Origin of the sequence: Nocardia sp. SSK8, assembly GCF_037034205.1 — a bacterium.
GTDB lineage: Bacteria > Actinomycetota > Actinomycetes > Mycobacteriales > Mycobacteriaceae > Nocardia.
Genome location: NZ_JBAGKD010000001.1, coordinates 1 through 12652 on the forward strand (window position 1 = coordinate 1; position 12652 = coordinate 12652).

A 12652-nucleotide genomic window follows, 5' to 3' on the forward strand; every position below is an offset into this window, starting at 1 on the left:
CGAGCATTACCGCTACTGAGCCCTACGCACGCGGCCCTGCCGACCTCCCGGGTCGGCGGGGCCGCGCGCGTTTTCTCAGGGGACGATGCCGGTATCGCAGATCGTCGGGTTGTTCCCGTTGCTCAGCGAGAGCAGCCCGCAGAAGAGCAGGCCCGCCATCTGGGAGGAGCCGGTGTCGGTGGCGGCCGAGCCCTCCGCGGAGGCGGCCGGTGCGGCGAGGGTCGTCAGCGCGGCGGCGAGGACGAGGGCGGTGGTCAGTCTGCGCGTTCTCAAGGTGGCTCCAGCGGGGTCGAGCGGATCGGTCGATAGTGAGCACACCCTGCCCCGGACCGGCCGGTCCACACCAGACCGGAGAAATCGGGGCGCTGTGAAACGGGCTGCGCGGTCGTGGGCTCGCGGAGCGGGTAATCTCACCGGTCATGGGCGTGCTGATTGCGGTGGAGGGCCTCGACGGTGCCGGGAAACGGACGCTGATCGACGGCCTGATCGCGGAGTTGAACGCGAAGGGGCTGCGGGCCGGAAGCCTGGCCTTTCCGCAGTACGGCCGGTCCGTGCACGCCGACCTCGCCGCCGAGGCGCTGCGCGGCGGCAACGGCGACCTGGCGGGCTCGATCAACGCCATGGCCATCCTGTTCGCGCTGGACCGCTCGGCCGCCTCGGCGGAGCTGTCGAACCTGTTGGACGCCAACGACATCGTGATCCTGGACCGCTGGGTGGCCTCCAACGCGGCGTACTCCGCCGCCCGGGCCGACCAGGATGCCGACGGCGAAATCGTCGCCTGGGTCGGCGATCTGGAGTTCGGCAGGCTGGCCCTGCCCCCGGCCGACCTCACCGTGCTGCTCGACGTACCCACCGAGGTGGCCGCCGAACGAGCCCGCCGCCGTGGCGAACTCGACGACACCCGCGCCCTGGACGCCTACGAACGCGACGGCGGGCTGCAGCGGCGCACCGGCGCGGTCTATCGTGAGCTGGCCGACCGCGATTGGTACGGCCGGTGGTGGACATACCGATCCGAGGACGACAGGCCCGCACTACTCACCCTCTGCACGGAAATCTTTGCCGGATAAGGTGGGATACGGCGACGGGTTCACACCATTAATGGCGTGGCGGCCCGATCCTGGCCTGGGAGATGACAACATAGGACTATGAAGCCCAAGATTCTGGTCGTCGACGACGATATGGCACTCGCTGAGATGCTGACCATCGTCTTGCGCGGGGAAGGGTTCGACCCGCACGTGGTCGGCGACGGCACGCAGGCCCTGTCGGCGGTGCGGGAGATCCGCCCCGACCTGGTGTTGCTGGACCTGATGCTGCCCGGCATGAACGGCATCGACGTGTGCCGCGTGCTACGGGCCGATTCCGGCGTCCCGATCGTGATGCTCACCGCCAAGACAGACACGGTCGACGTGGTGCTCGGTCTGGAGTCCGGCGCCGACGATTACATCGTCAAGCCGTTCAAGCCGAAGGAACTCGTCGCCCGCGTGCGCGCGCGCCTGCGCCGCACCGAGGACGAGCCCGCCGAGCTGCTCTCCATCGCCGACATCGTCATCGACGTGCCCGCGCACAAGGTGACCCGCGGCGGCGCGCAGATCTCGCTCACCCCGCTCGAGTTCGACCTGCTGGTCGCGCTGGCGCGCAAGCCGCGTCAGGTGTTCACCCGCGAGGTCCTGCTCGAACAGGTGTGGGGTTACCGGCACGCCGCCGACACCCGCCTGGTGAACGTGCACGTGCAGCGACTACGCGCCAAGGTCGAGAAGGACCCGGAGAACCCGGAGATCGTGCTGACGGTCCGCGGCGTGGGCTACAAGGCCGGACCGCCGTGATCGGTCGCTGTGAGGCGCCGCGGTGACCGAGAGTTCCCCACCGCGCCTACCAGCAGGCGATCCGGCCCAGGGTGGACGCACGCTGTCCGCCGTCGCGCAGGTGCGGCAGTGGGTGGCCCCGGTGCTGGCCTGGTTCCAGACCATCGGGACCGCCCTCGGTCATCTGTGGCGGCGCTCGCTGCAGCTGCGCGTCATCGTGTCCACGTTGACCCTGTCGCTGATCGTCATCACGATCCTCGGGGTCGTGCTCACCGGTCAGATCACCGACCGGCTGCTCGAGGCCAAGATCAACGCGGCCGTCGAGGAGATGGACCGTGCCCGCAGCACGATCGAGAACATGCTCTCCGGCGTGCACGACGCGAACAGCCAGCAGCAACAGCTGGCCGACGCGCGCGCGGCGCTGTCGAGCCGCGGCGGCACCGGCCAGTCGACCGGCGCGGCGGGCAGCTTCAATTCCGCGCTGGCGATGATCGGCGGCACCCCGCCGCAGGAACTCACCACCGGCCCGGTCTCCGAGGTGCCCCCGGAACTGCGCCGGTTCGTGCAGCGCAACCAGGTCTCCTACCAGTTCACCACCGTCGCCGACCCCGACGGCTACCGCGGCCGCGCGCTGATCATCGGCAGCCCCAGCGCCGAGGTGGCGACCCTGGAGATCTACCTGATCTTCCCGCTGGCCAGCGAGGAGTCGAGCCTGTCGCTGATGCGCGGCACCATGCTCATCGGCGGCGTGGTGCTGCTGGTGCTGCTGGCCGCGATCACCGCGCTGGTGACCCGGCAGGTGGTGCTGCCGATCCGGTCGGCGGCCCGGATCGCGGGCCGCTTCGCCGACGGCAGGCTCAAGGAACGCATGCTCGTGCGCGGCGAGGACGACATGGCCCGGCTGGCGCAGGCGTTCAACGAGATGGCCGAGAGCCTGTCCAACCAGATCACCCAGCTCGAGGAATTCGGCAATCTGCAGCGCCGCTTCACCTCCGATGTCAGCCATGAGCTGCGCACCCCGCTGACCACCGTGCGGATGGCCGCCGACCTCATCCACGGCTCCAGCGACGATCTCGATCCGGCGCTGGCGCGCAGCTCCGAGCTGCTGGTCAACGAGCTCGACCGATTCGAGGGCCTGCTCAACGACCTGCTCGAGATCTCCCGGCACGACGCCGGTGTGGCCGAGCTGCAGGTGGAATCGCTGGACATGCGCATGTGCGCGCGGGCCGCGATCTCCACGGTGCGGCACCTGGCCAAGGAGGCCGGGGTCGAGCTGGTCATCGATCTGCCCGAGGACCCGGTGGTCGCCGAGGTCGACCCGCGCCGGGTCGAGCGGGTGTTGCGCAATCTGCTCGCCAACGCCATCGACCACAGCGAGGGCAAACCGGTGCTCATCCGGATGCGCGGCGACGCCGAGTCCAATGCCGTGGCCACCGTGGTGCGTGACCAGGGTGTGGGCCTGCGGCCGGGCGAGGAGAAGCTGGTCTTCAATCGTTTCTGGCGCTCGGACCCGTCGCGGGTGCGCCGCTCCGGCGGCACCGGCCTCGGCCTGTCGATCAGCGTCGAGGACGCCAATCTGCACGAGGGCAGGCTGGAGGCGTGGGGCGACCCGGGCGTTGGCGCCAGCTTCCGGCTGCTGTTGCCGATGGTGCGTGGCCGTAAACTCGGGCCGAGCCCGCTCGCCCTGGAGCCGATGCTGCGCAAGGTCCCCGCGCTGCCCGAGGCCGAACCCGCCGAGCCGACCGAACCGGACGCGCCGGTCAGCGACACGGCACCCCCCGACCCCGGCGAGCAGGCGAGCGCACCGGCCGACGGACCGGCCGGTGCCGAGTCCGCGGGACCCGATGCCGAGCCGACCTCGACCGAGACCGGAGACCGACCGACATGACGAAGGCGCGTGGTGCGTTCGCGGCCGCCCTGGCCGGGCTGCTGATCCTCACCGGCTGCGCCAGCCTGCCGGAGTCCTCCGCGCCGCAGGCGCTGGGCACGATCAACCGCGCCCCGACCTCGGCGGGCCCGAACCCGCCGACCCCGGGCCGCGACCCCGACCTGCTGGTCGGTGATTTCCTCAGCGCCAGCGCCGACCCGGCCAACCAGCACGCCGCCGCGCGCCAGTACCTGGCCACCGACGCCGCGAGCGAGTGGAACGACGAGGCGAGCATCACCATCGTCGACCGGCCCGACATCCTGCGTGAGTCGCGCTCGGCCGACAAGGCCGGGTATGTCATCCGCGCCCGCAAGGTCGGTGAGCTCGGCAGCGACGGCGGCTACCGCGCGGTGGACGGCATCCTCGAGAACAAGATCGAGATGAGCAAGCTCGACGGCGAGTGGCGCATCACCGACCTGCCCGACGGCGTGGTGACCGACTCGAACTCCTTCGACAAGTCCTACCGCCGCTATGTGCTCAACTATGTCGAGCCCGGCAACTCCGCGCTGGTCCCGGATCCGCGCTGGGTCTCGGCGCCGCGCGGGCAGCTCACCGAGCGGCTGATCGGCCTGCTGCTCGCCGGTCCGCAGGCGGCCATCGCACCGGTCGTGCGCAACAATCTCGCCCCGCCGGTGGCGGTGAACGGCCCGATCACCAAGGCCGACAACGAACCGGGCGAGGTCGGCGTCGGCATCGGCGGGGTGCGCATCGACTTCTCCGGGGTCGGCAATCTGGGCCAGCGCGAGCGCGAGCTGTTCGCCGCCCAGGTGGTGATGACCCTGGCCGGGGCCGACATCCTCGGCCCGTACGTGCTGCTGGCCGACGGCAAACCGCTCGACGAGCGGCACGCCAACGGCTGGTCGGTCGCCGATGTCGACCAGTTCAGCGCCAGCGCGCCCGGGCAGAACCGGGTCGGGCTGCACGCGCTGCGCAACGGCACCCTGGTGCAGGTGACCCCCGACGGCATCATCACCCCGAGCGGGTCCTTCGGCGAGGCCACCAACCTGCAGTCGGTCGGCATCTCCGCCGACGGCCAGTTCGTGGCCGCGGTCGCCGACACCGGCAGGCCCGAATCCGAACCCGGCCGGACACTGCTGATCGGCAATTACGGCGCCAAGGCGTTCGGGGTGGCCGAGGGCATGAGCATCGCCCGCCCGTCCTGGACCGCCGACGGCGGCGCGGCCTGGACGGTGATCGACGGCGAGCGGGTCATCCGGGCGGTCACCGACCGCGCCACCGGCAATGTGTCGGTGGATCCGGTGGACACCGCGGGCCTGTTCGAGGGCACGGGCGCCCCGCGCACGCCGATCAGCGAGATCGCGGTGTCGCGTACGGGGGTGCGGGCGGCGCTGATCGCCGACGGCAAGGTCTACGTGGCGGTGGTGCAGCGACAGCCCGACGGCCGCTTCGCGCTCACCTCGCCGGTACCGGTGGCGGTCGGCCTGAGCAGCCGCGCGGTCTCGCTGAGCTGGGTCACCGGCGACACCCTGATGGTGGCGCGCGAGGGCAATGTCGACCCGGTCTTCACCGTCTCCATCGACGGCTCCCAGTTCACCCCGGTGACCCCGCAGAACCTCACGCCGCCGGTGCGGGTGGTGACCGCGTCGCCGGTCACCCAGTACGTCGCCGATTCGCGCGCGGTGCTGCAACTGCAGACCGCCGACCCCGCGCGCAACGACCGGTTCTGGCGCGAGGTGCCCGGGCTCACCGGCGACAGTGTGGTCCCGGTCCTGCCCAGCTGAAACCTGTCGGACCCCGCGGCCATACTCGTTCGCTATGAGAGTGCTGCTGGATCTGGTGCTGCCCGCCTGCTGCGGCGGCTGCGGTCGCGCGGGCCCGGCCTGGTGCGCGGACTGCGCGCACACGCTGGCTCGGGCCCCGGTACGGGTGCGCCCGCGCACCGATCCGGGCGTCCCGTGCTGGACCCTTGGCCCCTACGCGGGCCCGGGAAGACGCGCTGTGCTCGCCGCCAAGGAACGCGGCAGGCGCGACCTGACCGAACCCCTCGGCGTCGCGCTCGCGCACGCCCTGGCCCGGCTGCGCGCCCCGGACCGCCCCCTGGTGCTGGTCCCCGCGCCCACCAGAGCGGCCGCCGCCCGGCGCCGCGGCGGCGATCCGGTGGCCCGCGCGGCGGCGGTCGCGGCGGGGTGGCTCATCGATTGCCGGAGCGTGCCGCTGCTGGCGCTGCGGCCGGGCGTGCGCGATTCGGTCGGGCTGAGCAGACAGGAGCGAGCCCACAATCTGCGCGGCCGGATCACCGCCGTCGAGCCTCCTGCCACGGCGGGCCCGATCGGGGCGAATGCCGAGGTAGTCCTGGTCGACGATGTGCTCACGACCGGGGCCACCGCACGCGAGTCGGTGCGCGTTCTTGGCCGGATCGGCGTAGTTCCCCGGGCCGTTTTGGTGACCTGTGCGGCTTGACGCGGCGAAATTTGCGTGAACAGTGGCGCACTTGCTCGTGGCGGACTAGCGTCGCGAGCACACACCGATCCACGAGTTCGGGAGGTGGGGCCGCGGATATCTGGTGCCGAGCGATTCCCGATCGGCACAGCTCAATCTCGCCGCACACGAGCGTAAGCGTGCGGCCATATCCGGGAGGTACGCGTGACGACTTCTGCACGGACATCAGTGCGAGATGCTGACCCTATGGCACTGCTGGACGGTGCCGACGAGACGACCCGAGACGAGACACCCCACGCCGAAGTGGTGGTATCCGGCCGGAACGTCGAAATCCCCGACCACTATCGAATCCACGTCGCGGAGAAGCTCGCTCGCCTGGAGCGCTTCGACCCGTCGATCTTCCTGTTCGATGTGGAACTCTTCCATGAACGTAACCGTCGTCAACGCAAGGCCTGTCAACGCGTGGAGATCACCGCGCGCGGCCGTGGACCGATCGTGCGCGCCGAGGCGTGCGCCGACAGCTTCTACGCCGCGCTCGAGTCGGCCACCCAGAAGATCGAGAGCAGGCTGCGCCGCGCCAAGGACAAGCGCCGCGTCGTGCACTACGGGGACAAGACCCCGGTCTCGGTCGCCCAGGCCACCGCGACACTGGTGGACGATTCCCTGTTCACCGCGCCCAACGGCGCCGAGGCACACGCCCACGGCGAGGACGCCGAGGACCAGAGCGGTCCCGGCCATATCGTCCGCACCAAGGTGCACACCGCGACACCGATGTCCGTCGACGACGCGCTCTACCAGATGGAACTGGTCGGGCACGACTTCTTCCTCTTCCACGACCGCGAGACCGACCGTCCCTCGGTCGTCTACCGCAGACACGCCTTCGACTACGGCCTGATCCGGCTGGCCTGACGTCGGCAGCTCGCCGGGCACCCGCCACCGCGGGTGCCCGGTTCGCGTTCAGCCGCCGAAGGTCTCGTAGTGCACGGCCTCGGTGAGCGCCCGGCCGGTACGCCAGCCGAATCGCTCCAGGTCCGGCACCCGCTGGAACTCCCGCACCGGTCCCACGCACAGCCAGGCCACCGGCTCGATCCCGGCGGGCAGCGCGATCAGCTCGCGCAGAATGTCTGGATCGTAGAACGACACCCAGCCCACCCCGACCTGCTCCGCGGTCGCCGCGAGCCACAGGTTCTGGATGGCCAGCACGGTGGAGTACACCCCGGTCGCCGCAACGGTGGCCCGGCCCAGCACCTGCGGGCCGCCGCGCCGGTCGTCGTGAGTGACCACGATGCCGGTACCGCTCTCGACGATGCCCTCGATCTTGATCGGATCGAAGGTCGCGGCCCGGTCGGCGGGCAGCGAGGCGTGGAACTCGGCCCGCTTGTCCGCGACATGGGCGGCGAAGCGGCGCAGGGTGTCGTCCTGGCGGACCACGACGAAATCCCAGGGCTGCGAATTACCGACGCTGGGCGCGCGATGGGCGGCGTCGAGAATCCGCCAGAGCGTGTCGTCGTCGACCGTCTCGCCGGTGTACTCGGCGCGCACATCGCGGCGCAGTCGGATCGCGTCGTAGACGCTCAGTTGATCGGCACACACGCCGATCAGTGAACCAGATCCGCGGGCCTGCTCAGCGGCGGGCCAGCGAGCGCCCGGCGGCCAGCGCGGTGCGCCCACGGCGGCGGCCCTCGGCCAGCGCGGTGCGCAGGCCACGGCGACGGCCGGTCGCCGGATCGATCGTGGCGACGGTGTTGCCGTCGAAGAACCGCTCCGACTTGGTCTCGGGGGCGTTGTCGCTGGTGTGGCGCAGGTACTTGTTGGGCAGCGACAGCTTGAGGATGGTGCGCCAGGACTTGAAGTACTGCACCGGCAGCGAGCCGGTGGTGTAGGGCAGGTCGTACTTCTCGGCCAGCGCGCGCACCCGCACCGCGATGGCGGCGTAGTGGTTGCTGGGCAGATCGGGGAACAGATGGTGCTCGATCTGGTGGCTGAGGTTACCGGTCATGAAGTGCATGACCGGGCCGCCGCTGATGTTGGCGCTGCCCAGCATCTGCCGCAGGTACCACTCGCCCTGGGTCTCGTTCTCGATATCGGCCTTGGTGAACTTCTCGGCGCCGTCGGGGAAGTGACCGCAGAAGATCACCGCGTTGGTCCACACATTGCGCACCACGTTGGCGGCGAAGTTGGCGGTGAGGGTGGAGAAGAACGAGGGGCCGGTCAGCAGCGGGAAGACCAGGTAGTCCTTGAGGGCCTGCTTACCGATCTTCTCGAGCACCAGCTTGCGGTCGGCGTCGAACTGCTTCCACTCGGGGGAGTCCTTGGCCCACTTCTTCTTGGCGACCTTGCCCAGCTCCAGGTGCTGGATGGCCACGCCGTACTCGAACAGCGCCTGCAGCAGGAAGTTGTAGATCGGGTTGCCCAGGTAGAACGGCGACCAGCGCTGATCGCGGGTGACGCGCAGCAGGCCGTAGCCGATGTCGTCGTCCATGCCCAGCACGTTGGTGTACTTGTGGTGCAGGAAGTTGTGGGTGATCTTCCAGTGCGCCGAGGGGCCCGCATTGTCCCATTCCCACGAGGTGGAGTGGATCTCCGGATCGTTCATCCAGTCCCACTGCCCGTGCATGACGTTGTGCCCGATCTCCATGTTCTCGATGATCTTGGCGGTGCCGAGCAGGGCGACGCCCGCCAGCCAGGCCGGGGGCAGGAAGCTGGCGAACAGCACCGTGCGGCCGCTGATCTCCAGCGCGCGCTGCAGCCGGATGACATTGCGGATATACCGCGCGTCCGCCGCGCCCCGGGAGGATTCGATCTCCCGGCGGATCGCGTCGAATTCCGCACCGAGTGCTTCGACATCCGCCGCGGTGAGGTGCGCGTATTCCTTGACATCCGAGATCGCCATGGCGGTTACAGTACCGTAAGTTACGAGAGCGTAGGTTGGCGAATTCGGGCCCGGATTGTGTGATACGTCCTATTGAAAAATCGAGATGGAGATGTTATCTGTCGCTACCGAGCCGCTGGGCCAGCTTGTGCCGCAGCGCGACCCGCTCACCCCGCGCCCGTTCGCCCAGCGCCCGCTTGGCCTCGCGCAACGCCAGCTTCTCCTGCCGCGCCCGCGCCTTGAGCGCCACCTTCGCCTCGCGCAGCACTTCCTTCTCGTGCCGCGCCTTGATCTCCAAGGTCACCTTCGCGTCGTGCAGCGCCGAACGCAGCCCGAAACGCTTACCGGTCTCCGGATCCACCCGCAGCGCGTCCGGCAGGGTGATCCCGGCGAACTTGCGCTCCGACGAGGTCTCCGGAGCGTCATCGGCGGTCCGCTTGAGGAAACGGTCGGGCAGCGCCAGCTTGTGGATGGTGCGGAAGGCCAGCAGATACTGCTTGCCCAGCGAGCCGGTGGTGTAGGGCAAGTCGTACTTGTCGCACAACTCGCGCACCCGCACCGCCACCTCCGGATACCGATTGCTCGGCAGATCCGGGAACAGGTGATGCTCGATCTGGTAGCAGAGATTGCCGCTCATGAACGCCATCACCGGACCGGCCTTGAAATTCGCGCTACCCAGCATCTGGCGCAGATACCACTCGCCCTGGGTCTCCCCGTCGAGCTGCTCGACGGTGAACTTCTCCGCGCCGTCCGGGAAATGCCCACAGAAGATCACCGCGTACGCCCACAGATTGCGCACCAGATTCGCGGTGGTGTTCGCCTTCAGCGTCGACTTCCACGCCGGACCGGTGATCGCCGGATACAGCACGAAATCCTTGACCACCTGGCGGCCCGCCTTGCGGGCGAAATCCTTGTTCGGCTCCGAGAGCAGCTGCGTCGCCGGGACACCGGCCAACTGCTTCTCGATGCTCAGATCGTGCAGCGCGATACCCCACTCGAAGGTCGCCGCCAGCAGCAGATTCGCCGCGGGCTGCACCAGATGCTTGGGATGCCAGGCCTCGTCCCTGGTCATCCGCAGAATGCCGAACCCGAGATCCTCGTCCTTGCCCAGGACATTGGTATAGGTGTGATGGGAGTAGTTGTGCGCCCGGCGCCACTGGGCCGACGTACCGGTCATATCCCACTCCCAGCTGGTGGAATGGATCTCCGGATCGTTCATCCAATCCCACTGCCCGTGGCTCACGTTGTGCCCGAGCTCCATGTTCTCGATGATCTTGGCCACCGAGAGCAGGGCGGTGCCGCCCAGCCAGGCCCAGCGATTGCGGCTGCCGAACAGGATCGCCCGGCCCGCCACCTCCAGCCCGCGCTGCGCGGCGATGGTGCGGCGGATATAGCGCGCGTCGCGCTCGCCACGGGAGGTCTCCACCGAACGGCGGATGGAATCGAGTTCTTTCCCCAGGGTCTCGATGTCGGCCGCCGTCAAATGGGCGAAGGCCTGGATATCGGTGATGGCCACCGGGGTCCTCTCTGTTGGTCGGCGGCTGGCGCCGCGTGTTCTCGGCCCTGGCGGGCCTCGATTCTTCCCTCCCGCCGGGCACTCCTTCGTCGCACCCTCTGGTCAGTCCAGAATCGAGGCGGGCCGAGAACGGGCGGCTACGCCGCTGTTCCCGGCCCGTTTGTCACACGGATGGCGCACGTAAGGCCCAGCCCAGCCATGTCGGCCGTCGTCGGCCGATGCATGGCTTCGAGAGTACCTGCTCACAGACGCGGGCGGGATCCTCAGATGTCGAGTGTGCAATCTCCGGCAGCCGCCGAGATGCAGGTCTGCACCTTGTCCCCCGGCTGACGCTCGTCCCCGTTGCGCAGGTCGCGGGCGTGCCCCGCCGACAGGGTGACCACGCAGGTCTGGCAGATGCCCATGCGGCAGCCGAAGGGCAGTTGCACGCCCACCGACTCGCCCGCCTCGAGCAGGCTGGTGGCGCCGTCGACGGTCAGGGTGCGGCCGGTGGTGCCGAAGGTGACGGTGCCGCCCTCGCCGATGGCGGAGCGCTCCACCTCGAAGCGTTCGATGTGCAGCTTGTCGCCGATTCCGGCGGCCTTCCAATGCTGTTCGATGGCGTCGAGCATCGGGGCCGGGCCGCACGCCCAGGTCTCGCGCTCGCGCCAGTCGGGGTACAGCTCGTCCAGGCTGGCCAGCGCGAACAGGCCCTGGGAATCGGTGAGCTGCAGGTGCGAGACGAAGCTGGGGTGCTTGTCGTGCAGCGCGCGCAGCTCGGCGCCGAACATCACGTCGGCGTCGGTGGGGGCGGAGTGCACGTGCACCACATCGGTGACGCCGTCGCGGCGGTCCATGGTCCGCAGCATCGACATCACCGGGGTGATGCCGCTGCCCGCGGTGAGGAACAACACCTTGGCCGGGGGCGGCTCGGGCAGCACGAACCCGCCCTGCGGCGCGGCCAGGCGCACGATGGTGCCCGCGGCGACACCGTTGACCAGATGACCGGACAGCTTGCCCTCCGGCATGGCCTTCACCGCGATGGAGATCAGCCGCTTGCTGCCCTCGCCGGTCCAGTCCGGCGGGCAGGTCAGCGAGTACGAACGCCAGTTCCACCGGCCGTCGATCAGGATGCCGATGCCGATGTACTGGCCCGGCTGATACTTGAAGTCGAAGCCCCAGCCCGGCTTGATCACCAGGGTCGCCGAGTCGGCGGTCTCCTTCCGCACCTCCACGATGCGCCCGCGCAGCTCACGCGCCGACCACAGCGGATTGGCCAGGTGCAGGTAGTCGTCGGGCAGCAGCGGCGTGGTCACCCGGGCGACCGCGCCACGCAGCACGTTCAGCTTGCCGCCGCGGTCGGCGACCTGCGCGGCCGGTGCCTCGAGCCATTCCCGGAACTTGTTCAGGACCATGCTTGCCGTTGTCTCCCTGTGATGCCTGGCGAGCTTCGGTGGGGCAGCTCGCTCGACGCCAGGTTACGGCATCGTAGGTTCTGTGACACCTGCGGCTGGCGCCGCGGTTCCCGGCCCTGTTCCCCGCCTCTTCCCTCCCTCCGGGCACTCCTTCGTCGCACCCTCCGGTCAGTCCAGAGTCGGGCGGGCCGGGAACAGACTCAGAGCAGGTCCAACAGAAACGACAGCTCCTGGGTGGCGTACCAGGCCAGCTGATGATCCTCGGCGTCCCCGAGGACGAACTCGGCGTCGGGATCGCCCAGGTCGGCGGCGTCGATCACGTCTACGGCCTTGGCGACCTGCGGTTCGGCCTCGGCCAGGTCCACGTGCACCGAGGCCACCTGGTTGAAGCTCACCGGCCCGGCCAGCTTCACCACCGCGTCGTCGAGATCGGGCCGCAGCTTGGCGCCGGTCACGTCGGCGGCGATCACCGCGCGCCGGTAGATCGGGCTGCCCGGCTCGGCGGCCTCGGCGTCGGGCTCGGCGTCGCCGTCGCGTTCGGCGGCGAGCAGGCGCAGCGAGGCGCGGGCGGCCTCCTGCATCGCCACCTCGGCGAGCTCGTCGTCGTCGCCCGCGGCGTAGGCCTCGCGCAGGGCGGGGGTCACCGCGAAGGCGGTCGCGCCCAGCGGAAAGATCTCGCGCTCGTCCACGAGCGCGCGCAGCATCGGGATCGTCGCCGGGATATAGACGCGCAACTTGCCG

Annotated in this window: 12 protein-coding genes; 6 read left to right on the forward strand and 6 right to left on the reverse strand. The window is 69.6% G+C overall.

Annotated features, from left to right (window positions below):
• Positions 1–75: 75 nt before the first annotated feature.
• Entirely contained in the window at positions 76–273 is a 198-nt protein-coding gene (locus WA675_RS00005) for a hypothetical protein (RefSeq protein ID WP_336080827.1), read from the reverse strand.
• A gap of 146 nt (positions 274–419) precedes the next feature.
• Between WA675_RS00005 and WA675_RS00010 the strand changes: the two genes are divergently transcribed.
• From WA675_RS00010 to hpf, 6 genes are all read left to right on the forward strand, one after another.
• On the forward strand, positions 420–1067 hold the full coding sequence (locus tag WA675_RS00010) for a dTMP kinase (RefSeq protein WP_336080828.1): 648 nt from the start codon (positions 420–422) through the stop codon (positions 1065–1067).
• A 78-nt stretch (positions 1068–1145) separates the two neighbouring features.
• The gene (gene mtrA / locus WA675_RS00015; RefSeq protein WP_019048752.1) at positions 1146–1823 is read left to right on the forward strand and encodes an MtrAB system response regulator MtrA; all 678 of its coding nucleotides are present in this window, start codon (positions 1146–1148) and stop codon (positions 1821–1823) included.
• Positions 1824–1947: 124 nt separating this feature from the next.
• Positions 1948–3690 carry an MtrAB system histidine kinase MtrB gene (gene mtrB / locus WA675_RS00020; RefSeq protein ID WP_336081809.1) on the forward strand — a complete coding sequence of 581 codons (1743 nt, stop codon included), beginning with the start codon at positions 1948–1950 and terminating at the stop codon, positions 3688–3690.
• A complete protein-coding gene (gene lpqB / locus WA675_RS00025; protein WP_336080832.1) occupies positions 3687–5471 on the forward strand; it encodes an MtrAB system accessory lipoprotein LpqB in 1785 nt (594 codons plus the stop codon). The genes mtrB and lpqB overlap by 4 nt, the downstream gene beginning before the upstream one ends.
• A 34-nt stretch (positions 5472–5505) precedes the next feature.
• A complete protein-coding gene (locus WA675_RS00030) occupies positions 5506–6150 on the forward strand; it encodes a ComF family protein (RefSeq protein ID WP_336080834.1) in 645 nt (214 codons plus the stop codon).
• Between the two features lie 225 nt (positions 6151–6375).
• Positions 6376–7038: a ribosome hibernation-promoting factor, HPF/YfiA family gene (hpf, locus tag WA675_RS00035; RefSeq protein ID WP_336080836.1), complete on the forward strand. Its 663-nt coding sequence runs from the start codon at positions 6376–6378 to the stop codon at positions 7036–7038.
• Positions 7039–7086: 48 nt separating this feature from the next.
• On the opposite strand, the gene bluB is transcribed toward hpf, so the two are convergent.
• The 5 genes from bluB to WA675_RS00060 all read right to left on the reverse strand — a co-directional run bounded on the left by bluB (position 7087) and on the right by WA675_RS00060 (position 12645).
• Positions 7087–7722 carry a 5,6-dimethylbenzimidazole synthase gene (gene bluB, locus WA675_RS00040; protein WP_336080837.1) on the reverse strand — a complete coding sequence of 212 codons (636 nt, stop codon included), beginning with the start codon at positions 7720–7722 and terminating at the stop codon, positions 7087–7089.
• A gap of 31 nt (positions 7723–7753) precedes the next feature.
• Entirely contained in the window at positions 7754–9022 is a 1269-nt protein-coding gene (locus tag WA675_RS00045) for a fatty acid desaturase family protein (RefSeq protein ID WP_336080838.1), read from the reverse strand.
• A 94-nt stretch (positions 9023–9116) separates the two neighbouring features.
• Positions 9117–10517 (reverse strand): fatty acid desaturase family protein, encoded by a 1401-nt coding sequence (locus tag WA675_RS00050; RefSeq protein ID WP_336080839.1) that lies wholly within the window; start codon positions 10515–10517, stop codon positions 9117–9119.
• A 263-nt stretch (positions 10518–10780) separates the two neighbouring features.
• On the reverse strand, positions 10781–11911 hold the full coding sequence (locus tag WA675_RS00055) for a ferredoxin reductase (RefSeq protein ID WP_336080840.1): 1131 nt from the start codon (positions 11909–11911) through the stop codon (positions 10781–10783).
• Positions 11912–12111: 200 nt separating this feature from the next.
• Positions 12112–12645, reverse strand: a complete 534-nt coding sequence (locus WA675_RS00060) for a DUF6912 family protein (protein ID WP_442945547.1) — start codon at positions 12643–12645, stop codon at positions 12112–12114.
• Positions 12646–12652: the final 7 nt, after the last annotated feature.

What these genes read in the sequence shown, in the direction of transcription:
- WA675_RS00010 (WP_336080828.1), top strand. Translation starts at nt 420, where the DNA reads ATGGGCGTGCTGATTGCGGTGGAGGGCCTCGACGGTGCCGGGAAACGG.
- mtrA (WP_019048752.1), top strand. Translation starts at nt 1,146, where the DNA reads ATGAAGCCCAAGATTCTGGTCGTCGACGACGATATGGCACTCGCTGAG.
- lpqB (WP_336080832.1), top strand. Translation starts at nt 3,687, where the DNA reads ATGACGAAGGCGCGTGGTGCGTTCGCGGCCGCCCTGGCCGGGCTGCTG.
- WA675_RS00030 (WP_336080834.1), top strand. Translation starts at nt 5,506, where the DNA reads ATGAGAGTGCTGCTGGATCTGGTGCTGCCCGCCTGCTGCGGCGGCTGC.
- hpf (WP_336080836.1), top strand. Translation starts at nt 6,376, where the DNA reads ATGGCACTGCTGGACGGTGCCGACGAGACGACCCGAGACGAGACACCC.
- WA675_RS00045 (WP_336080838.1), bottom strand. Translation starts at nt 9,022, where the DNA reads ATGGCGATCTCGGATGTCAAGGAATACGCGCACCTCACCGCGGCGGAT.
- WA675_RS00055 (WP_336080840.1), bottom strand. Translation starts at nt 11,911, where the DNA reads ATGGTCCTGAACAAGTTCCGGGAATGGCTCGAGGCACCGGCCGCGCAG.